Genomic DNA, 20,974 nt, shown 5'->3' with positions numbered 1-20,974 from the left:
ATCATGTCCGCTGCCCTAATCACCCAGTATGAGGAGCACCTGGCATTAGTCAGAAATTTATCTGACAACTCAATTAGGGGATATGTCACGGATTTAGAATCATTTTTAAGGCATATGGAAAAACTAGGAATAGTTGAGTTTAATCAATTAGAAATAGAACACATTAGATCTTGGCTAGCTAATCTACAAAGCACTGGAGTTGCCAGATCCACCTTAACTCGAAGAATTGTTTCCATTCGCGCCTTCACAAACTGGGCAGCAGCAAATGGTTGGCTCACCTCAGATTTAGGAGCAACTTTGGCTATTCCCAAGCCGCACAAGGTATTACCCGAAGTTTTAAATATTGAAGAGGCTGCAACTGTTATGAAAGCACTTGAACTCAAAGCTATTGAGGAGCCGACAGCAATTAATAGACGGGATTTGGCCATAGTTGAAGTTTTATATGGCTCTGGTATTCGAGTCTCTGAGCTTTGTGGCTTAAACCTTAGTGATGTAGATAGATCTAGGAATACCTTAAATGTTATTGGTAAGGGAAATAAGCAGCGGGTAGTGCCATTAGGTTTGCCTGCAATGCGAACAATTGAAAGCTATTTAAGCAACGCTAGAGGTGAGTTTGTTAATCAACAATCTGCTGAAGCTTTATTTCTTGGCTCTCGAGGGAAGCGAATTGATCAGCGCACAGTACGTGAGGTGGTTTATGAGGCGATGAAAGCAGTTGGTGCATCTATGGGGCCACACGGACTTCGTCATAGCGCTGCAACACATTTACTAGAAGGCGGTGCTGATTTGCGAACTGTGCAAGAGATTCTTGGGCACGCCTCTTTATCCACCACTCAGATCTACACCCATGTATCACCCGAGCGATTGCAATCAGCTTATAAACAAGCACACCCACGGGCATAGCTAATGAAAACTCAGTTGCCAGATGCAATTGCGCAATTAGTAGAAAAAATAAGATCACCACAATTTGTTAGAGCAGTTCTCTCTGGTCAACGCCGTAATCTGCAACCCAAGTATCTTAGGATTGATATCAAACCAGTAATGCTTAAAGATGGAGTCAAGCTTCAAATTATAAGTAGTGATGGCAAGAAAGATTTCACCAAAAATGTGGCAGCGGATTTTGATTTTGCGCAATTACTTAACTCTGGCTATGCCAACCTGCTAGTTGATACTGAAACTGAATCCTTTCAAGTAAAAGTATCTAAAAAAGATGAGGCACTTTTATCTGTCAGTAAGGTGAAGTTAAGTAGAGAGTTAGCTCATGACCGGCAAAAGCAGCGGATGCTGGCCGAAGGAAATCAGGTTTTCAAAGCACTTGATATGGCAGACATTTTGGGGCGAATTAAGCCCAGCAAAATGGATAAGTACAAACAAGTTGATGAGTTTTTACGGTTAATTGATCAAACTTTAAATACCCCTTTAATCTCCGGCGATGAGATAAAAGTTGTTGACCTAGGGTGTGGCCATGCATACCTTACTTTTGCATTACAGGAGTTCTTGAAGGATAAGTACAAAAAAGTATCAATTCTTGGGGTAGATGAGCGAGAGGATTCTAAGCAACATAATGAAAAGGTGGCAGCTAAGTTAAAAATTGAGGCCAAATTCCTAGCTGCCAAAATTGCTGATACACCAGATCAAAAAGTTGATATTGCGATAGCACTGCACGCATGTGACACCGCCACAGATGATGCAATTTATTGGGCGGTGAAAAATGATGCCAAGGTAATTATGGCTGCTCCTTGTTGTATGCATGAATTGCAAACTCAGATCAAAGAGTCACCTGAACCATGGGGATTATTAACAAAGTATGGACTTGTGAAAGAGCGGTTGGTTGATCTGATGACTGATTCACTGCGGGCGCAGATCTTAAAGTTACTTGGCTTTAGGGTTGATATTGTGGAGTTTATTGGCGGAGAACATACTGCACGTAACATTTTAATTAGAGCTGTGAAAACTGGCGCTGCGCCCTCTGATCTTGATAAACAAAGGTTTCACCAATTGATCAATGATTGGCAGATAAAACCATACCTTGCAAATTTGCTAGCAGATGAGTTAAAAGCTGCGACGCAGATCAGCCGGTCCTAGATTTTGGCAGTACCCACTTTCACTTACTACCTCACAATCAACTACCTGATAATTCCCAATTCCAACCCCAATTATTAGTCCAATCGCCAAAGTGGTAAGTGGGGTGGTGATTAGATAGGTCAGTTTCACCTGCCAATCTTGCAGCAACAGTAATTTCTGCGTGTAGGTGGGGGTTTGGGTGTGGAAAATTGGGCAGAAATATTCAGGTAGGATTCATCTCAGCACGGAATCAAAAGTTTCGTGACTTCACGTATCTTAAAGTGATTAATTAATTACTAATTAATAACTTATGGACCTGTTCGGTGTAGTTAGCAATAACTACTCGGTTCTAGATGCTAGGGATCTAGCAAATTGCTTGATCACAAACCGAGTGCTCTTTGTTACTAAATGTGTGAAAACACAGCGGTAAATAAAGGAGTGAAAAAGGAGTGTGCCGCCATGGCGGTTGTAACAATGCGAGAACTTCTCGACAGTGGTGTTCATTTTGGTCACCAGACTCGTCGATGGAATCCAAAGATGAAGCGCTTTATTTTTACTGAGCGCAACGGTATCTACATTATCGATATTCAACAATCATTAGCGCTAATTGATGCTGCTTATGAGTTTATTAAAGATGCAGTTGCTAAAGGTGGCCACATTCTTTTTGTTGGCACGAAGAAGCAAGCACATGAGCCAATCAAGCAGCAATCTGCTCGAGTCAACATGCCTTATGTAACGGAGCGATGGTTAGGTGGAATGCTTACCAACTTTCCAACTGTCTATAAGCGAGTACTTAGACTTAAAGAGTTAGAAGCGCTTGAAAACGCCAATGATCAATTATTAACTAAAAAAGAGTTGCTAGTACTTCGCCGTGAGCGCGAGAAGCTAAACAAAAACCTAGATGGAATCCGCAATATGACTAAGTTGCCGGCGGCAATTTGGGTTATTGATACTAAGAAGGAGCACATTGCAGTTGCTGAGGCGAAGAAACTTGGCATTCCAGTAATTGCCATTTTAGACACCAACTGTGATCCAGATGAGGTTGATTTTAAGATTCCTGGAAATGATGATGCTATTCGTTCCATCGCACTCCTTACCCGAGTAATGACAGATGCAATTGCAGCTGGATTACAAATTCGCTCAGCAAATGCGGCAAAGATTGCTGACAAGGCAGCGGCAGAGGCAGCAGCAGCTGCTGAAAAAACAGCAGAGCAACCACTTGCTGACTGGGAGAAAGATTTAATTAAAGAACCAACTGAAACAGCGGGTGCATAAGTTGGCTTATACGGCAGAGGATGTTAAGAAATTACGGGAGCAGACCGCTGCCGGAATGCTTGATTGCAAAAAAGCATTGGATGAAGCAGATGGTGATTACCAAAAAGCGGTAGAGATCATTCGCATCAAGGGTCAAAAAGGAGTCACCAAGCGCGAGGGACGCGCCACTTCAAATGGTTTAGTTGCTGGTAAAGCAGAGGGTGATCTTGGCGTACTGCTTGAACTAAATTGTGAAACTGATTTCGTGGCAAAAGGGGATAAGTTTCAAGCTCTTGCCGACCAACTACTGAATCATTTATCAACATCAAAGATTGCCGAGCTTGATAAGTTTTCATCATCAAAACTTTCATCAGGCCAAACTGTGCAAGAGGTAATTGATGAGGGCAATGCGATGTTGGGGGAGAAGATTGAGATCAAGCGAATTAGTGTTTTAACTGGTTCACCAGTCTCTTTATATCTACATAAGACATCCCCTGATCTACCACCACAGGTTGGTGTTTTGGTGCAATTAAAAAATGCAGCTGAAATTGTTGGAAAAGATATTGCCCAACATATTGCCGCCTTCGCACCTGTTTATGTCAGCCGGGATCAAGTGCCAGCTGATGAGATCGCAAAGGAGCGCAGGTTAGCGGAGGAGACAGCGCGTGGTGAAGGAAAACCAGAGGCCTCAATTGCCAAAATTGTTGAAGGTCGAGTTACTGGCTTTGTGAAAGAGGTTTCACTTCTAGAGCAAGCATTTGCCAAGGATGCCAAGAAAACCGTGCAGCAAATTTTAGATGAGGCGAAGACTGCCGTGTCCACCTTTAATAGATTCCGGGTAGGACAGTAAACTTTTCAACACCATAATTAGGGAAGGAGTGCTCATGTCACGCAAGGGATATAAACGAGTGCTTCTTAAATTATCTGGTGAAGTATTTGGTGGTGAAAAAGGCATCGGAGTAGATCCTGATGTAGTTCATGATGTAGCCAATCAAATCGCTGAGGTGGTGAGAGCTGGTACTCAGATTGCAGTAGTAGTTGGCGGTGGAAATTACTTTAGAGGCGCAGAGCTGCAACAACGGGGCATGGATCGCGCCAGGGCAGATTACATGGGAATGCTGGGCACAGTAATGAATTGTTTAGCGCTACAAGATTTCTTAGAAAAAGAGGGAATTGAAACCCGGGTTCAAACTGCAATCACAATGGGACAGGTGGCAGAGCCATATGTGCCACGTCGAGCAATCAGACATTTAGAAAAAGGAAGAGTTGTAATTTTTGGTGCCGGTGCTGGTATGCCATTTTTTACTACCGACACAGTTGCAGCTCAAAGAGCACTTGAGATTGGTGTGCAGGCGCTGCTGTTGGCAAAAAGTGGCGTGGATGGGGTTTACTCAGCTGATCCTCGCAAAGACAAATCTGCGAAAAAATATGATTCAATTTCCTTTGATGAAGTTTTAAGTAAATCACTAGCGGTGGCAGATGCCGCAGCATTTGCACTATGCCGTGAGAACAAACTGCCAATTGTGATCTTTGATCTTAAAAATAAGGGCAATATCAAGCGAGCGGTCTCTGGTGAGAGCATTGGAACTTTAGTTTCCTAAGCCTAATTTACCCACTCTGCTAGATTGCTAGTAGAGTGTGATTTAATAAAGGGAGTAAATAAAATGGCAGATTTAACTACCTCACTGGCAGAGTGCAACACTAAAATGAATAAAGCAATTGAGGTTGCTAAAGAGGATTTCGCCACGATCAGAACTGGCAGAGCGCACCCGGCAATGTTTGCTAAGTTAATGGTTGATTACTACGGAACTGGCACACCACTTTCACAACTTGCAACAGTTCAAGTTCCAGAGGCTCGTCTTGCCATGATTACTCCTTATGACAAGGGCGCCATGGCGGCGATTGAAAAAGCAATTAGAGATTCTGACTTAGGGGTAAATCCGGGCTCAGATGGCAATGTGATTAGAGTCAATTTCCCGCAATTAACTGAGGAGAGACGTAAAGAGTTTATTAAGGTGGCAAGGGGAAAAGCAGAGGATTCAAAGGTTGCCATTCGTGCTATCAGGCGGGCTGCGAAAGAGGCAATGGAAAAGTTTGAAAAAGATGGCAAGGTTGGTAAAGATGATTTGGCAAGAGCAGAAAAAGAGTTAGAAAAAACTACCAGTGATCATGTGGCCAAGATTGATGAGTTGTTAAAGCATAAAGAAGCTGAGTTGCTAGAGGTTTAATGATGGCGGATCTGCACGCTATAAATGATGCAATAAACAAACGCGCAGGTCGAAAACTACTACCATCCATTTTTGTTTCATTATTTCTGTTGGGCTTGATCTTCGGCTCAATAATCATTGAGCCATTGCTGTTTTTTCTATTAATTTGGGTGGTAATCATGCTGGGAGTCAGGGAGTTAGCCCACGCTTATCGCACTGGTGGAATTGAATTACCAGATTTAGCATTGATGAGCGCAGCATCCGTTTTACTGTTTGCTACCTGGTTTGGAAATACCCAAGGACTGGCGGTTTCAGCTGGACTTACCATACCGATTTTAATGTTTACCTTATTACTTATATCGCAGAGTGACTTTATTAAGCGCTCAACCTCAGCAGTATTTATCACCTTCTACTTAGCAGTTTTAGGTGGATTTATTCTTTTGCTTGCAAACCATGAAGATGGTCCTACTCGAATTTTTGCCCTGGTTGCTTTAATTGCCTGCAATGACACATTCGCCTACTTCACCGGTATTGCAATCGGAAAACATAAGTTGGCACCAAAAATAAGCCCTAAGAAAAGTTGGGAAGGATTAATTGGCGGCGCAGTGGCTGCAGTTGTTGGTGGGGCTGCAACCTTTCATTACTTTTTTGAAACTGCATGGTTTGTAGGAGCGGTGATTGGATTAATGTGTGTAGTAACTGCTACCTGTGGCGATCTAATTGAATCGGCAATTAAACGTGATCTAGCTATTAAAGATATGTCTAATTTACTTCCCGGCCATGGCGGCATAATGGATCGGCTAGATTCTGCTCTCTTTACCGCCCCAGCTGTTTGGTTTGCATTTGAGCTAATTAATCGGTACTTATAGTGGTTGATTTAGTATTTGATGCTCCTGCTGTTAAGAAGAAGAGTCCAGTACATCTAGCAGATTTAACTGTGGCAGAGCGAAAAGTCCGGGCTGAAGAGTTAGGTTTGCCAGCCTTTAGAGCAAATCAGTTAGCGGTGCATTTTTTTACCCATCACAATGATGATGTAGAAAGTTTTACCGATATTCCAAAAGAGCTACGCAAGTCACTGGCTGATGCTTTTTTACCAAAGTTATTAACGCTAGTTAAATCAGTTACCTGCGATGGTGGCAAAACTAGAAAAGATTTATGGCGTTTACATGATGGAGTCTTAGTTGAATCGGTCTTGATGCGCTATACCGACCGCACTACTGTTTGTATCTCATCTCAAGCTGGTTGCGGCATGGGCTGTCCATTTTGTGCCACCGGGCAGGCAGGGTTAACTAGAAATTTAACCGCTGGTGAGATAACCGCTCAGGTAGTGATGGCAGCTAAGGCATGTGATTTAGGTGAGTTACCAGGAGGTCCTACTCGATTATCAAATGTGGTCTTCATGGGAATGGGTGAGCCAATGGCAAATTACAAAGCGGTGATGCAGTCAATAAGGAATATTACAAATCCGCAACCTAATGGTTTGGGAATTGGCGCAAGATCTGTGACCCTTTCAACGGTTGGCTTAGTAACTGGAATCGAGAAGTTAATTGAAGAGGATCTACCAGTAACACTTGCCATCTCATTACACACCCCAGATGATGAACTCCGTGACACATTGGTGCCAGTTAACTCAAGATGGAAGGTAAAAGAGGTATTACAAGCTGCTGATAAGTATGAAGCAAAGACTGGTAGGAGATACTCAATTGAGTACGCATTAATTAGAGATATTAATGATCAAGTGTGGCGGGCAGATTTGTTGGGCAGATTGCTGAAAAATAAAAATGCTCATGTGAATTTAATTCCATTAAACCCAACGCCAGGATCAAAGTGGACCGCATCCCGGCATGAGGATGAGGCAGCTTTTGTTGAAACATTAGAAGGATATGGCGTGCCGGTAACGGTGCGAGATACCAGAGGACGTGAGATTGATGGTGCCTGTGGGCAACTTGCAGCATCACAGTTGAGTAACAACTCCAACGAGTAGAACAAACTCTTGATAAGGATTCCGGTAATTACTAGACTTTACTTAACTCAGCACCCAAGGAGATGTAATTGAAAACTTTGCAAAATTTTATAAATGGAAAAAAAGTAAGTGCTACCTCAGATAAGGTGCAGGATTTAATAAATCCATCAACTGGGGAGGTATTCGCTAAAGCGCCAGTATCAAATGCCGCCGATGTTGATAAGGCTATGAAATCTGCAGCAGGTGCCTTTGAGGTTTGGAAGGAGTCCACTCCAGGTGAGCGCCAGAAAGCGATAAATAAAATTGCGGATGCAATAGAGGCGCGAAGTGAAGAGCTCATTGGAATTGAATCTGAAAATACCGGTAAACCAATTGCGGTAACTCGGGCAGAGGAAATTGGTCCGATGCTTGATCAAATTAGATTTTTCGCAGGGGCTGCTAGAAATCTAGAGGGAAAATCTGCAGCTGAATACTTTAAAGGGCACACATCTTTTATACGACGAGAGCCAATTGGAGTTTGTGCGCAGGTAACACCATGGAATTATCCAATGATGATGGCGGTTTGGAAGTGGGCACCTGCTATTGCTGCAGGAAATACAGTGGTGTTAAAGCCAAGTGATACCACACCAGTTTCAACTCTTTGGATGGCAGAGTTGATGCAGGAGTTTTTACCAGAGGGTGTAATCAATGTAGTAATTGGTGATCGCGATACTGGTCGGGCATTAGTTGAACATGAGATTCCACAGATGGTCTCTATTACTGGTTCAGTGCGAGCTGGTATGGAGGTGGCAGGAAGTGCTGCTAAAGATTTAAAGAAGTTGCACCTTGAGTTAGGTGGCAAGGCACCGGTAGTGATCTTTGATGATGCTAATTTGCAGGCAGCGTGTGAGTGGATTGCAGTGGCTGGTTACTTTAACGCCGGTCAAGATTGCACCGCAGCAACTAGGGTAATAGTTGAGGCAAGTGCTTATGATGATGTGGTGGCCTTGCTTTCTGAGCAAGCAAAAAATGTTATTAAGGTTGGTATGCCACATGAAGATGTATTAGTTGGTCCAGTTAATAACGCAAATCAATTAGCAAGAGTGCAAGGATTCTTAGATCGGGTACCAACTCACGCCAGAGTTACTGCTGGTGGAAGTGCAATTAAAGGCCCTGGCTACTTCTGGAATCCAACTGTGGTGGCAGATCTAAAACAAGATGATGAGATGATTCAAAGTGAGATATTTGGGCCAGTTATTACTGTGCAAAAGTTCACCGATGAGGCCCAGGCTGTTCGTTACGCCAATGGAGTTAAGTATGGATTGGCCTCAAGTGTTTGGACTAAGGATCATGGCCGGGCAATGCGTATGGCCAAGGCCTTTGACTTTGGTTGCGTGTGGATCAACACCCATATTCCAATGGTGGCAGAGATGCCACACGGGGGATTTAAGCACTCAGGTACAGGCAAGGACCTTTCTGCTTATGGATTTGAGGAGTACACCCGAATCAAACATGTGATGACAAACCTCAACGCCTAATTAATAAAATTCTTAGCTAACCCTAACCACTACTCACTAGTGTTTTAATAGATTACATAAAAAATGAGGTGAGCCTTTTTTGGGCCCACCTCATTTTTTGCTTATTTAGTCTTACATACCAACTGGATCGCTCATCTGAGGAGGTTTCTGACGTAATCCCTTAGTAATTACTATCAGAAGTACGATTCCTATCCCTAGCCAAATTAACCCAAGTCGTTTTGCATTATCATCTAATTGCATAAGCAGATATGCATCAGCTGCTGCTCCGATAATAGGTATAAGTACCCATCCTAAGATGTTCTTATCTGAGCTTTTGTTCTTCAGGTAATAAGCTATGACTGAGATATTTACCAAGGTAAATGCGGTAAATGCACCAAAGCTAATAAATGAAGTTGAAGTTGCAATATCTAACCGGAGCGCCAGGAGGCCAACTACTCCTACGGCAATAATTGCAGGAACTGGCGTCTTATATGCATCGTTTAATTTCGCAAAAAGGCCCTTAGGAAGAACTCCATCGCGACCCATTGCAAAGATCAATCGACTGGCACTCGCTTGAGCTGCAAGCCCGCTAGCGAATTGGCCTACAACTAAACCAGCAACGAATACTGAGCTAAAGAAGGCACCGCCAATCATTTTTGCAATCTCAAATGCAGCAGAACCAACTTCTTCAAATTCATTTCCTGGTTTTGCCAAAGTAGTGAAGTAAGCAGTCACTATGAATATTGCACCGCCAATTAATGCAACCAGCATGATTGCTCTTGGAATAGTGTTCTTTGGATCCTTTGTCTCTTCGGTCAATGTAGTGACCGCATCAAATCCAAGGAATGAATAAGCAGAAACTGCAGCTCCTGCTGTTAGAGCGGTCCAGGTAGTTGTGTTGGCATAAAACGGCTCAACTGAGAATAAGGTTCCCGCACCATCACCACCAGCAACGTAAGCGATACAAAGTCCGATGAAAATAATCATCACCAAACTTTGGAAGGCCATCAGTGCAAAATTTGCTTTATCTGCGACTTTAAAACCAATAATATTTAGTGCGGTTGTAAGTGCAATAAATAGAAGAATCCAAATTGCAAATGGAATTGATGGGAATTGCGCTTGTAGATAAGCACCTCCAATTAGCCAAATAACCATCGGCAAGAATAGGTAGTCGAGCAAAATTGCCCAGCCAACCAAAAATCCAAGATGATCATTGATGGATTTACGAACGTAGGTATAAGCAGAGCCGGCAACAGGGAATACCCGAGCCAGCTGTCCGTATGAGTATGCAGTAAAGAGCATTGCAATCAAACCAAGCGCATATGCACCAGCGCTTGCTCCAAAGGTTAGATCGGCCGTGATACCAAATATTCCAAGAACAATAATTGGTGTCATATAAGCCAGGCCGAAAAGCACAACTGAGCGCAAGCCCAGCGTACGTTCCAGTGTTGTCATCTTATTTTCTCCTTTTTGCTATTTATTCATTCCCGGACGCCATGTCCGTGGATTTATTCGTCCGGTGTAAATGGGAAGATTTATCTCTGGATCATTCGGCAGAAATTGATCCCACATTCGATTAACTCCTGCCGTACCATCACGTCTAATCTGTGCAACACGATCAAAGTCAATGACGGTGTAAATAACTGAATTACTATCATCAAGTACTTGCTCAAGGACATCACCATCTGGATCTACAACTAAAGATCTACCCATTGCAATGGGAGCAGCTGCATTTACGCTTAAGATATAAACTTGATTTACAATTGAGTTGGCTTGAACTAAGACTAATTCTTGTTTTCGATCTGGAGTTGTTGTTCTAACAAGATTGACTATTAATTCCGCACCCATCCAAGTCAATTGTCGAGTTACCTCCGGAAACCAGATGTCGTAGCAAATATTTAAACCAACACGACCTAATCCCGGTAGTTCAAATACTGAAAATTCACTCCCCATGGTAAATGGCTCAGAAGGACGCCATGGAAAGATCTTCCTATAAAATGAAACCAATTCTCCAGCGGGATTAAACACCAGGGCGGTGTTGTAGACCCCAACATTGGGTGCAGGTTCTACGATACTTCCTGGAATTAACCAGATGCCAAAGCGCTTGGCTATTTCACCTAGTTCACTTACAAATTTGCTATCTAGTGACTGTGCGATTTCTTGCAACGCAGCTGCACTCATATCCGAGCCAAATAAATGAAGCTCTGGATGAACCACCATTTTGGTCCCAGGGGAGCGGCTAAGAATTTCCGCTATATCTTGGGCATAACTACTGAGCTCATATGTAAATTTGCGCTGTGTAACCTGCGCTGCCGCAACTGATATCTTCTTTGACATCCCCTGCTCTCTGACGCCTTAAAGGGTATCTCACCCTCTAATGCCGGGACCCACTTTGCTAGATGAACAATTCAAAATGTATAACAATTTTGCTTGTGAATTAGGCGGTGGGTTTGCAACCCACGATTGAGTCTGGCCAACTAGGGCCTTAGAGGCGCTGCCTAACGCTTAAAATCAATAGACCACTTCTAAACCAATTTCAAAAAATCTTAGGAATTTACTAGCAGATCAGGAAATTCATGCGTAGATTAAGCCTCTATGAAAGTGGCAAACCTATACGCCTGATAGATTTTCCCCAGATCCCTACCCAACTAACACAACCTCGAGATAAATAAGGAAGAGAAATAATGAAGAAAGACATCAACTCAATATCTCCTGAAGCTCGCGCGATTATCCGCGCTCAGGTTTCTCGCCGTTCAGTTCTTGCAGGAGTCGGAGCAGTATCCGCTGCTGGATTACTTGCTGCTTGTGGAACCGGTACTTCAACTACTGCTGAAGGAATTGTTGATGTGAGTGATACTGAAAAAATAGTTCGCTGGGCAAACTGGCCACTTTATTTAGATTTTAATGAGGATACAAAGGTTTATCCAACTCTTGCTGCCTTTGAAAAGCAGAGTGGTCTTAAAGCTACCTACACCGAAGATATTGATGACAACAATACTTTTTATGGAAAAGTACAAGGACAGCTTTCAATCGGTACCGATATTGGCTATGACATTGTTACACCAACTGATTGGATGGCAGCAAGATTTATCGAGCAGGGATATGCGCAAAAACTTGATGCTGCAAATATTCCAAACAAATCAAATATTCGCGCAGTTCTTGCTGATGTTGGTTATGACAAAGGTCGTCAGTACTCACTAACCTGGCAATCAGGTTTTGCTGGTTTTGGTTGGAACACGAAAAAACTTCCAAAGGGTGTTCGCACCATGGATCAATTATTTGCCCCAGCAAATAAAGGCAAGATTGTGGTGCTATCAGAGCTACGGGACACAATTGGTGTAATCATGCTTTATCAAGGCGTTGATCCATCCTCCAACTTCACTGAGGATCAATACATGAATGCGATTGATTTTCTAAAAGGAAAGATTAAAGATGGCTTTATTCGCCAAGTGAAAGGTAACTCCTACTCTGAGGATCTAAAACGTGGAGATGCTAACGCAGTAATTGGTTGGTCTGGTGACATATTTATTCTAAGAGCAGAAAGTGATGGCCAATTTGATTTTGCCATCCCAGAATCTGGTGGCACATTATGGAGCGATAATATGCTGATTCCATCAACTTCAACTCATAAGAAAAATGCGGAAAGCTTAATAAATTATTACTACGAGCCGGCAGTGGCCGCAGAGGTAGCTGCTTATGTAAATTACATCTGCCCAGTTGAAGCTGCGCAAGCTGAGATGGAAAAAATTGATCCTAAACTAGCTGCAAGTCCTTTCATATTCCCTGATGCGGCTACCTTGGCAAAGGTAAAGGTATTTAGATCACTCTCTGCTGATGAAGCAACCACATTCCAGACAGCTTTTGACGAAGCTATCGGTAATTAAGTACCAACTAGCTAAGGATCAGATAAGTATCCGGTAATGGCGAACAATAAAGTTTCGCAAGATACTGGTGATTTAAAGTTAGATCGCCTCTCAAAACATTACGGTGATTTTTGCGCTGTTGATGATTTATCTTTAGTAGTCCCCGATGGTTCATTTTTTGCTCTCCTTGGGCCATCAGGATGTGGCAAGACCACCACACTTCGTATGGTGGCAGGATTAGAGGAACCATCTGCAGGCACAATATCTATCGGTGATACTGATATTACTACCCAAAAATCATATCGACGAAATGTAAATACAGTATTTCAGAATTACGCACTTTTTCCACATCTTACAATCTTTGAAAATATTGCATTTGGGTTAAGGCGGCGTGGAATTAAAGATGTAAAAACTGAGGTAGAAAATGCCTTAAATCTTGTTGAGATGGGGCACTTAGCTGCACGTAAACCAAATCAATTATCTGGTGGTCAGCAACAAAGAATTGCAGTCGCCAGAGCAATTGTTAATCGCCCTGAGGTTTTACTGCTTGATGAGCCACTGGGAGCACTTGATCTAAAACTTCGCCGGCAGATGCAGATAGAGTTAAAGCGAATCCAAACTGAGGTCGGAATTACCTTTATTCATGTTACGCATGATCAAGAAGAGGCGATGACTATGGCTGACACTATTGCGGTGATGAATGAAGGAAAAATTGAGCAGATGGGATCTGCAACAGAGCTTTATGAAGCGCCAAAGACCGCCTTTGTGGCCAACTTTTTAGGTCAATGTAATTTAATTAAAGGAAAAGTTACTTCCAGAGGTAATGGCAAAGCGGTTATTTCAGCTAAGGGGCTCACCTTTGAAGTTCCGTTATCTAGAGTGGCAACCGATAATGAATCGGTTTTTGTTGGTGTGCGGCCGGAAAAGCTACGCCTTGATGATACTGGGGTTAACTCCATCAAAGATTGTGTAGTAATTGATCGTTCTTTTGTGGGCACTTCAACCCAATACTTAGTGAAATCGCCATGGGATTTAGATCTAGTTGTCTTTGAACAAAATGATGAGGGATTACATGATCTTAGGGTTGGCGATAAAGTCTCGCTTGAATGGGATCCGGAACATACTTTTGCATTAGATGGCGCTCAAGATATTAATGCTGGCGCTGATCTTGATGATGAAGAGTGAGTAAATGGCATTTCTGCATGGCTTAAGCACCTCACACGCTGGCGCAAAGAGCGGATTAAAAAGTAGGTCACTTACCCCTTACATACTTCTAGCACCTGGATTGATTTGGTTAGTTACCTTCTTTATTATTCCGATTTTTTCACTAGCCAGCACCTCAACTATGGTGCGGCCAGAGGGTGCTCAAATTGGTACATATGTACAAGAGCTGCGTTTTGCTAATTATGTGGATGCATTTCTAGCAAATAAAGAGCAGTACCTAAGATCATTTATTTACGCAGCCTTTGCTACGTTGTTGGCCTTAGCAATTGCCTATCCACTTGCCTACGCAATTGCCTTCAAATCTGGAAAGTATCGCAATATTTTGCTGGTGCTAGTTATTGCACCTTTCTTTACATCCTTCCTGCTTAGAACTATTGCTTGGACTCAGATTTTGGCTGACTCAGGACCTATTGTCTCTGCCATAAAAGTGTTGCCCTTTGTTGATGAAATGTTTCGAATTAATAACACCTCAACTGCGGTAGTAATTGGACTTGCTTATAACTTTCTACCCTTCATGACGCTACCACTTTACGCCTCACTTGAGCGGATTGATCCTAGAACTTTGGAAGCCTCAGGTGATCTTTATGCCAATGGATTTACTACCTTTAGAAAGGTGACATTGCCATTGTCAATGCCAGGAGTAGTTGCCGGCACCTTGCTTACCTTTATTCCAGCAGCTGGTGATTATGTAAACGCAGCGATTTTAGGAAATCCGGGCACAAAGATGATTGGAAATGTTATTGAATCAAGGTTTTTTGCAGTTGTAGATTACCCAACTGCTGCAGCTCTTTCCTTTACGTTGATGGCAACTATTCTAATTTTAGTAACGCTTTATATTAGAAAATCTGGAACGGATGAGCTGGTATGACCACCTTATCTGCGCCAATGCCATCACTTCGCCATCGCACATCTCGGTGGTTTGCTCGGAATCTAATCCGTATTTATGCAGGGCTGGCATTTATTTATCTATTCATTCCAGTTGCCTACACCTTTACTTTTTCATTTAATGATGCTGGCAAAAGTAATCTGGTCTGGCAGGGCTTTACCTTAGATAATTGGAAGAATCCATGTGGTGCGGCTCAAGTATGTGAATCAGTTGTTAACTCACTGCAGATTGGTGTTATCTCAACAGTATTAGCAACTATTTTAGGGACCATGATCGCCTTTGCATTGGGTCGTCATAAATTTAAGGGACGCAAAACCACAAACCTATTAATCTTTTTACCTATGGCAACGCCTGAGGTGGTCTTGGGAGCATCGCTACTGGCAATGTTTTTAAATCTGCGAATTAATCCAGGCTTTTGGACAATCATTATTTCCCATGTGATGTTTTGCATCTCATTTGTGGTGGTAACAGTAAAGGCAAGGATTGCATCCTTAGATCCACGGCTGGAGCAAGCCGCGATGGATCTTTATGCAAATGAACGAGAAACTTTTAGATATGTCACATTACCACTTGTGATGCCAGGTATTGCCGGCGCAGCATTGCTGGCATTTTCCTTATCATTTGATGATTTTATTATCACCAACTTTAACTCCGGAATAGTTTCAACATTTCCAAAATTTGTTTACGTCTCAGCCGCCAGAGGCATTCCTGCTCAAGCAAATGTGATTGGAAGTGCGATGTTCTTCATCGCTCTAATAATTGTTATAGTGGGGCAGGTAGTTTCCCGGCAACGAAAGAAGTCATGACAAATATTGGCAATATGTATGGCCCAGATTTCACCTTTCTTGGTATTCCAAGTTGTGATCTTGATAAGCCTGAGAGCTATAAAGGCGCTGATGTAATTATTGTTGGTGCACCTATTGATAGTGGAACATCTCATCGATCAGGGGCAAAAATGGGACCGCAAGCGATTCGCATGGGTGATTACCTTCCCCATGATGGCTCTAGGCCACATCTTGCAATGCGAATTGATCCGCTAAAAAAACTTAAGATTTTTGATGCAGGTGATTTATTAATGCCCGGTGGAGATTTAGTTAATTCACTTAAGGTTCTAGAGGTTGCCACTGAAAAAATTGCTAAAGCCGGGGCTATTGCAGTTGTATTGGGGGGAGATCACTCCATTGCTTCAGCTGATGTGGCGGGAATTGCAAATCATTTAGGCAAAGGCAAAGTTTCGATGATTCATTTTGATGCCCATGCTGATACTGGCGAAGATCAATTTGGCGCTCTTATTGGTCATGGCACACCAATGCGCAGATTAATTGAGTCAGGATCTGTTCGCGGGGATCGCTTTTTGCAATTAGGACTTCGTGGTTACTGGCCAGATGATGCCACCTTAAAGTGGATGGCAGGAAAAGGAATGAAATCCTATGAGATGACTGAGATTCATCACCGTGGAATGAAAGCTGTTCTTGATGAATCATTTGCGATTCTTACCGATGGTTGTGATGGTGTCTTTTTATCTGTTGATATTGATGTGGTAGATCCAGGTATGGCGCCCGGTACAGGCACACCAGAGCCAGGGGGAATGACAAGTAGAGAGTTACTTGAAGCAGTTAGAAGAATTTGTTTTGAATTACCAATTGTTGGTGTTGATGTAGTTGAAGTGGCACCTGCTTATGACAGCTCCGACATCACCGCAATCTTGGCTAATCGAGTGGTGCTTGAGGCACTTAGTGCGATTGCGCTTAAGAAATCAGGCGGTAAGTACTCTGCAACTAGAAACTTACTAGATCGTTAATTAAACAGCTTTACGGAAATATGTAGAGCTAGTCTGCTTTTCACCTGCTGGACATGTTTTACAAGCAGCCTCTGCCTTAACTAATCCAGCATATTCTGCAACCCTTTGTGAAGCGAAATTTAAATCTGAGATACAAGCTTGTAAAAATTTAATTTTTGAATCAGTTTTAGCATAATTTCCAACCAAAGATATTGCATCCTTTGTTGCTCCCTTTCCTCTTCCCCATGGTGCTATCCAGTAACCAATTTCAGCGTTTCCAGCTTCATCAACTGCGTGAATTGAGATTATGCCAACTGGCCTAACCTCTTTGTCTTCAATAACCCAAATTTTGTACTCTGGAAATTCACCTCTTATAAAGCCTTGCGCATGTTGCAATTTGTAAGGACGGGGGACTGTGGTCCAAAAGAGAATCTCTTTGTCTTGGCAAGCCTCAACTATCCAATTTGCATCAGTTTCTGCAATTTCTCGTATTGAATGAGAAATCATCACTTAATACTTGCTAGCGCCTCATCCAATACAGATAAGCCATCACGCAGTAAATCCTCTTCAATTACTAATGGTGGCAGCAATCTAATTACATTCCCATAGGTTCCAGCTGAAAGAATTAGCACACCCTTGCTAGTGCAGTACTTAAGAATTGCAGTTAATGCCTCAGGATTTGGATCCATAGTGCCAGGCTTAATTAATTCAATCGCCTGCATAGCACCTCGGCCACGTACCTCTCCAATTATTGAATACTTCTTTGCCATAGCATTTAAGGCATCAGTTAATATCTTGCCAATTTTATTTGCCCGCTCAGCTAGATTTTCTCGCTCAATAATCTCAATTGCACCTAAGGCTGCTGCACATGCAACTGGATTTCCACCATATGTGCCACCTAAGCCACTTAAGTGAATTGAATCCATAATCTCAGCTCGTCCGGTGACACCAGCAAGTGGCATACCAGCAGCAATTCCTTTGGCGGTGACAATTAAATCTGGCGTAATAGATTCATCCTCACAGGCAAACATATTTCCAGTTCGACCAAATCCAGTTTGAACCTCATCTGCAATAAAAACAATTCCGTTTTCTTTACAGAATTTCACAAGCCCAGGTAGGAAGCCCTTACAGGGAACTATGAATCCACCCTCACCAAGAATTGGTTCGATAACGATGCAAGCAACATTACTGGCGCCAATCTCTTTTTCAATTTTATGTAGCACCATGGATAAAACAGAGCTCTCACAAGGTTTAGTGCATGCATCACATCGATAGGCATATGCCAATGGCATGCGATAAACCTCTGGGGCAAAAGGTCCAAATCCATTTTTGTACGGCATGTTTTTTGCAGTCATTGCCATAGTCAGATTAGTTCTTCCATGGTATCCATGCTCAAAAACAACAACTGCAGATCGCTTAGTAAATTTACGAGCAATCTTTACCGCATTTTCAATTGCCTCAGCACCTGAGTTGAAGAGAGCAGATTTCTTTTTATGAGTACCTGGAGTTAAGCGATTTAATGCTTCGCAGACCTCAACATATCCGGTGTATGGAACAACCATAAAACAGGTATGAGTAAATGAATCAATTTGCTGCTTAACATTTTCTCTAACCTCTTTGGCAGAGTGGCCAACATTTAAAACTGCAATTCCGGCACCTAAATCCAAAATTGAGTTGCCATCAACATCAACAATAATTGCACCCTCTGAGTGATCAATAAAAACTGGAAAAGCTGTGCCGAGGGAGGCAGAGACCGCCTCGCCTCTGCGCTTTATTAGCTCCGCAGATTTTGGTCCAGGAATAGCAGTAATCAGGTTGCGCTTTTGTGTAACTGGTTTTCTAGCCTCTGAGTACATGCGTAAATACTATCTGAAGGGTGATTGTCATGGCGCAGTTAAGATAGGTGCATGCGAGATGTAGTGGTCTTGGGGTCAACTGGCTCTATCGGAGTGCAAGCGTTGGAGATTGTGGCGGCCAACCCAAACAAATTTCGCCTGGTTGGATTAAGTGCAGGGCGAAAAAACCCCGAGTTATTAATGCAGCAGGCAAAGAAATTTAATGTACCCATTGTTGGCACTATGGCCCCTGCCCCTAAAACCTCTGGCGTGCAGGTCATTGATGGACCAAACTCATCAGTTGAGATTGCCGCCCTACCTTGTGACATTGTTTTAAATGGCATCAGCGGATCTATTGGCTTAGGGCCAACCCTGTCAGCACTTGCAGTGGGCAACAAAGTAGCGCTGGCCAACAAAGAGTCATTGGTTGCAGGTGGTGATTTAGTTATGAAGTATGGCGCAGATAAATTAATTCCAGTTGACTCAGAGCACTCTGCAATATTTCAAGTGATGCAAGCTGGCAAATCAAGTGATATAAAAAAACTGATTTTAACTGCAAGTGGTGGACCATTTAGAGATGTAGATGATTTATCCCAAGTATCAGTTGCAGATGCGCTAAATCATCCAACCTGGTCAATGGGTGAGGTAGTAAGTATTAACTCAGCGACTTTATTAAATAAGGGACTAGAGATAATTGAGGCGCATTATCTCTTTGGAGTTGATTATGATGATATTGAAGCGGTGATCCATCCACAATCTGTAGTGCACTCATTAGTTGAGTTTTGCGATGGCTCGACTCTTGCCCAAGCTTCACCACCAAATATGAAGGGCCCTATTGCATATGCATTGGCATATCCAGAGCGAATTAATAAAGCTTGTGCGCCAATTGATTGGAGTAAGAATCATAATTGGCAGTTTCTGCCAATTGATCATGAAAAGTATCCTGCTATTGCATTAGCAAAATTATGTGGCAAATTAGGCGCAGGTTTGCCGGCAGTATTTAACGCAGCCAATGAGGTTGCAGTGGCAGCCTTTTTAGCAGGACAGATTAAATTCACAGCGATAATTGATATTGTGGAGCAGGTCGTCCAGGCATTTGGCAGTAATACTCCAACTACAATTAGAGATATCTCTGATGTCAGTGGGATAGAGCAAAGTGCGCGGATGAAGGCAAGTGAGATTATAAAGGAGCTAAATTAAATGGCGATCATTGGCGTTATTGCTTTTGTGGTTGCCCTGCTCTTATCGGTAATGATTCATGAAGCTGGACATTATTTAACTGCTAAAAGATTTGGCATGAAGGTGACTGAATTTTTTGTTGGCTTTGGTCAAAAAATCTGGTCAACTACCCGTGGTGAAACCGAGTTTGGGGTAAAAGCAATTCCTGCTGGTGGTTACTGCCGTATAGCTGGTATGACACCAAGGGAGCAATTAAGTGAAGCAGATGCCGATCGAGCATTTGTTAAAGCATCTGTTGGTCAGCGGCTAATTGTTTTAGGTGCTGGATCCTTTCTACATTTTGTAATTGGCTTTGTACTGCTCTTGACCTTATTTTCAGCAATTGGCATTACCTCACTGACTAATCAGGTTGAAAGAGTTAGTGATTGCATTCCGCAAACAGCCACCGAGCGCTGCTCAAGTAAATCCACGCCATCGCCTGCAAAAAATGCTGGCATATTAGCGGATGATGAGATTATAAGTATTAATGGCGTGCAGTACGCCGAGTGGGCTCAGGCGGTGCGAGTTATCAGAGCATCTGCTGGAAAGCAATTAGAAATAAATATAAATCGCAACGGCACTGTGCTTAATCTTTTAATTACCCCAGCATTTAGAGAAATCGATGGTGAAAAAATAGGTGTGTTAGGTGTGGTTAATAAGGTCGGCACTATTACCTATGGACCAATTACGGCGGTTAGTAAGGCCGGCTCATTTACTATTGAGATACTGCAAAATAGCTTAACTGCGCTGATTTCATTGCCAAGCAAAATTCCTAATTTAATTAATCAAACCTTTGGTAATGAAGAGCGAGATCCTGAGGGCCTAGTTGGCGTAGTTGGTGTGGCCAGAGTAAGTGGTGAGACAGCTGAAACAAAGGCGCTAACTACTAGAGAAAAAATAGCTACCTTCGTATTGATTATCTCCTCACTCAATTTATTTGTTGGCATGTTTAATCTATTGCCATTATTGCCATTAGATGGTGGTCATATGGCGGTTGCGATCGCTGATGGGGTAAGAAATACACGAGCAAGACGTAAAGGGTTGGCTAAGCCAGCACCCTTTGATGTCGAACGGCTCACTCCAATTACTATGGTGGTCTTTGTTTTGATGGCTTCTTTATCACTTCTGCTGCTTACCGCAGACATTCTCAACCCAGTTCGACTTAATTTCTAGATAAGATTTAC

Annotated in this window: 20 protein-coding genes; 16 read left to right on the top strand and 4 right to left on the bottom strand. The window is 42.7% G+C overall.

Going from position 1 to position 20,974, the window contains the following annotated elements; genetic code table 11:
• The first annotated feature begins 3 nt into the window (after nt 1-3).
• The 9 genes from B1s21160_RS04430 to B1s21160_RS04390 all read left to right on the top strand — a co-directional run bounded on the left by B1s21160_RS04430 (nt 4) and on the right by B1s21160_RS04390 (nt 9,005).
• On the top strand, nt 4-903 hold the full coding sequence (locus B1s21160_RS04430; RefSeq protein ID WP_095672563.1) for a tyrosine recombinase XerC: 900 nt from the start codon (nt 4-6) through the stop codon (nt 901-903).
• Between the two features lie 3 nt (nt 904-906).
• On the top strand, nt 907-2,085 hold the full coding sequence (locus tag B1s21160_RS04425; RefSeq protein WP_095672562.1) for a class I SAM-dependent methyltransferase: 1,179 nt from the start codon (nt 907-909) through the stop codon (nt 2,083-2,085).
• A gap of 438 nt (nt 2,086-2,523) precedes the next feature.
• On the top strand, nt 2,524-3,339 hold the full coding sequence (rpsB, locus tag B1s21160_RS04420) for a 30S ribosomal protein S2 (RefSeq protein ID WP_095672561.1): 816 nt from the start codon (nt 2,524-2,526) through the stop codon (nt 3,337-3,339).
• 1 nt (nt 3,340) lies between these two features.
• Nucleotides 3,341-4,168 (top strand): translation elongation factor Ts, encoded by an 828-nt coding sequence (gene tsf / locus B1s21160_RS04415; RefSeq protein WP_095672912.1) that lies wholly within the window; start codon nt 3,341-3,343, stop codon nt 4,166-4,168.
• Nucleotides 4,169-4,202: 34 nt separating this feature from the next.
• Complete coding sequence (pyrH, locus tag B1s21160_RS04410; RefSeq protein ID WP_095672560.1) at nt 4,203-4,919, top strand: UMP kinase; 717 nt, start codon at nt 4,203-4,205, stop codon at nt 4,917-4,919.
• Between the two features lie 63 nt (nt 4,920-4,982).
• Entirely contained in the window at nt 4,983-5,546 is a 564-nt protein-coding gene (gene frr, locus B1s21160_RS04405) for a ribosome recycling factor (RefSeq protein WP_095672559.1), read from the top strand.
• Nucleotides 5,547-5,548: 2 nt separating this feature from the next.
• Nucleotides 5,549-6,394, top strand: coding sequence for a phosphatidate cytidylyltransferase (locus B1s21160_RS04400; protein ID WP_223297931.1), 846 nt, complete (start codon nt 5,549-5,551; stop codon nt 6,392-6,394).
• Nucleotides 6,394-7,509 (top strand): dual-specificity RNA methyltransferase RlmN, encoded by a 1,116-nt coding sequence (rlmN, locus tag B1s21160_RS04395; protein WP_095672557.1) that lies wholly within the window; start codon nt 6,394-6,396, stop codon nt 7,507-7,509. The genes B1s21160_RS04400 and rlmN overlap by 1 nt, the downstream gene beginning before the upstream one ends.
• Before the next feature lie 68 nt (nt 7,510-7,577).
• Nucleotides 7,578-9,005 (top strand): gamma-aminobutyraldehyde dehydrogenase, encoded by a 1,428-nt coding sequence (locus tag B1s21160_RS04390; protein ID WP_095672556.1) that lies wholly within the window; start codon nt 7,578-7,580, stop codon nt 9,003-9,005.
• A gap of 111 nt (nt 9,006-9,116) precedes the next feature.
• Here B1s21160_RS04390 and B1s21160_RS04385 read toward each other — a convergent pair whose 3' ends face one another.
• Complete coding sequence (locus tag B1s21160_RS04385) at nt 9,117-10,439, bottom strand: APC family permease (protein WP_095672555.1); 1,323 nt, start codon at nt 10,437-10,439, stop codon at nt 9,117-9,119.
• 18 nt (nt 10,440-10,457) lie between these two features.
• A complete protein-coding gene (locus tag B1s21160_RS04380; RefSeq protein WP_095672554.1) occupies nt 10,458-11,321 on the bottom strand; it encodes a carbon-nitrogen hydrolase family protein in 864 nt (287 codons plus the stop codon).
• 347 nt (nt 11,322-11,668) lie between these two features.
• Here B1s21160_RS04380 and B1s21160_RS04375 point away from each other — a divergent pair, with 347 nt between their 5' ends.
• From B1s21160_RS04375 to speB, 5 genes are read left to right on the top strand one after another with little or no spacing between them, the layout of a single operon-like run.
• Nucleotides 11,669-12,868, top strand: coding sequence for an ABC transporter substrate-binding protein (locus B1s21160_RS04375; protein WP_095672553.1), 1,200 nt, complete (start codon nt 11,669-11,671; stop codon nt 12,866-12,868).
• A 36-nt stretch (nt 12,869-12,904) separates the two neighbouring features.
• On the top strand, nt 12,905-14,032 hold the full coding sequence (locus tag B1s21160_RS04370) for an ABC transporter ATP-binding protein (protein WP_095672552.1): 1,128 nt from the start codon (nt 12,905-12,907) through the stop codon (nt 14,030-14,032).
• A 4-nt stretch (nt 14,033-14,036) separates the two neighbouring features.
• Nucleotides 14,037-14,939, top strand: coding sequence for an ABC transporter permease (locus tag B1s21160_RS04365; RefSeq protein ID WP_095672551.1), 903 nt, complete (start codon nt 14,037-14,039; stop codon nt 14,937-14,939).
• Nucleotides 14,936-15,763 (top strand): ABC transporter permease, encoded by an 828-nt coding sequence (locus tag B1s21160_RS04360; protein ID WP_095672550.1) that lies wholly within the window; start codon nt 14,936-14,938, stop codon nt 15,761-15,763. The genes B1s21160_RS04365 and B1s21160_RS04360 overlap by 4 nt, the downstream gene beginning before the upstream one ends.
• A complete protein-coding gene (gene speB, locus B1s21160_RS04355) occupies nt 15,760-16,758 on the top strand; it encodes an agmatinase (RefSeq protein ID WP_095672549.1) in 999 nt (332 codons plus the stop codon). Before B1s21160_RS04360 ends, speB begins: the two co-directional genes overlap by 4 nt.
• Here speB and B1s21160_RS04350 read toward each other — a convergent pair whose 3' ends face one another.
• Together B1s21160_RS04350 and gabT are read right to left on the bottom strand one after the other, a co-directional pair.
• Nucleotides 16,759-17,244 carry a GNAT family N-acetyltransferase gene (locus tag B1s21160_RS04350; protein ID WP_095672548.1) on the bottom strand — a complete coding sequence of 162 codons (486 nt, stop codon included), beginning with the start codon at nt 17,242-17,244 and terminating at the stop codon, nt 16,759-16,761. It lies immediately after the preceding gene.
• Nucleotides 17,244-18,593 (bottom strand): 4-aminobutyrate--2-oxoglutarate transaminase, encoded by a 1,350-nt coding sequence (gene gabT / locus B1s21160_RS04345; RefSeq protein WP_095672547.1) that lies wholly within the window; start codon nt 18,591-18,593, stop codon nt 17,244-17,246. Before gabT ends, B1s21160_RS04350 begins: the two co-directional genes overlap by 1 nt.
• A gap of 51 nt (nt 18,594-18,644) precedes the next feature.
• Between gabT and dxr the strand changes: the two genes are divergently transcribed.
• Nucleotides 18,645-19,772, top strand: a complete 1,128-nt coding sequence (gene dxr / locus B1s21160_RS04340) for a 1-deoxy-D-xylulose-5-phosphate reductoisomerase (RefSeq protein WP_095672546.1) — start codon at nt 18,645-18,647, stop codon at nt 19,770-19,772.
• Nucleotides 19,773-20,963 carry a M50 family metallopeptidase gene (locus tag B1s21160_RS04335; RefSeq protein WP_095672545.1) on the top strand — a complete coding sequence of 397 codons (1,191 nt, stop codon included), beginning with the start codon at nt 19,773-19,775 and terminating at the stop codon, nt 20,961-20,963.
• Nucleotides 20,964-20,974 lie beyond the last annotated feature (11 nt).

The sequence above is a fragment of the Candidatus Nanopelagicus hibericus genome (assembly GCF_002288005.1).
GTDB classification, from domain to species: Bacteria; Actinomycetota; Actinomycetes; order Nanopelagicales; family Nanopelagicaceae; genus Nanopelagicus; species Nanopelagicus hibericus.
Note: the sequence above shows the minus strand (reverse complement) of the source record. Positions and strands in the feature narration are given on the sequence as shown.

What these genes read in the sequence shown, in the direction of transcription:
- B1s21160_RS04425 (WP_095672562.1), top strand. Translation starts at nt 907, where the DNA reads ATGAAAACTCAGTTGCCAGATGCAATTGCGCAATTAGTAGAAAAAATA.
- pyrH (WP_095672560.1), top strand. Translation starts at nt 4,203, where the DNA reads ATGTCACGCAAGGGATATAAACGAGTGCTTCTTAAATTATCTGGTGAA.
- B1s21160_RS04335 (WP_095672545.1), top strand. Translation starts at nt 19,773, where the DNA reads ATGGCGATCATTGGCGTTATTGCTTTTGTGGTTGCCCTGCTCTTATCG.
- B1s21160_RS04350 (WP_095672548.1), bottom strand. Translation starts at nt 17,244, where the DNA reads ATGATTTCTCATTCAATACGAGAAATTGCAGAAACTGATGCAAATTGG.
- B1s21160_RS04400 (WP_223297931.1), top strand. Translation starts at nt 5,549, where the DNA reads ATGGCGGATCTGCACGCTATAAATGATGCAATAAACAAACGCGCAGGT.
- rpsB (WP_095672561.1), top strand. Translation starts at nt 2,524, where the DNA reads ATGGCGGTTGTAACAATGCGAGAACTTCTCGACAGTGGTGTTCATTTT.
- frr (WP_095672559.1), top strand. Translation starts at nt 4,983, where the DNA reads ATGGCAGATTTAACTACCTCACTGGCAGAGTGCAACACTAAAATGAAT.
- B1s21160_RS04430 (WP_095672563.1), top strand. Translation starts at nt 4, where the DNA reads ATGTCCGCTGCCCTAATCACCCAGTATGAGGAGCACCTGGCATTAGTC.
- B1s21160_RS04370 (WP_095672552.1), top strand. Translation starts at nt 12,905, where the DNA reads ATGGCGAACAATAAAGTTTCGCAAGATACTGGTGATTTAAAGTTAGAT.
- B1s21160_RS04360 (WP_095672550.1), top strand. Translation starts at nt 14,936, where the DNA reads ATGACCACCTTATCTGCGCCAATGCCATCACTTCGCCATCGCACATCT.
- gabT (WP_095672547.1), bottom strand. Translation starts at nt 18,593, where the DNA reads ATGTACTCAGAGGCTAGAAAACCAGTTACACAAAAGCGCAACCTGATT.
- B1s21160_RS04385 (WP_095672555.1), bottom strand. Translation starts at nt 10,439, where the DNA reads ATGACAACACTGGAACGTACGCTGGGCTTGCGCTCAGTTGTGCTTTTC.
- dxr (WP_095672546.1), top strand. Translation starts at nt 18,645, where the DNA reads ATGCGAGATGTAGTGGTCTTGGGGTCAACTGGCTCTATCGGAGTGCAA.
- B1s21160_RS04375 (WP_095672553.1), top strand. Translation starts at nt 11,669, where the DNA reads ATGAAGAAAGACATCAACTCAATATCTCCTGAAGCTCGCGCGATTATC.
- B1s21160_RS04380 (WP_095672554.1), bottom strand. Translation starts at nt 11,321, where the DNA reads ATGTCAAAGAAGATATCAGTTGCGGCAGCGCAGGTTACACAGCGCAAA.
- B1s21160_RS04365 (WP_095672551.1), top strand. Translation starts at nt 14,037, where the DNA reads ATGGCATTTCTGCATGGCTTAAGCACCTCACACGCTGGCGCAAAGAGC.
- speB (WP_095672549.1), top strand. Translation starts at nt 15,760, where the DNA reads ATGACAAATATTGGCAATATGTATGGCCCAGATTTCACCTTTCTTGGT.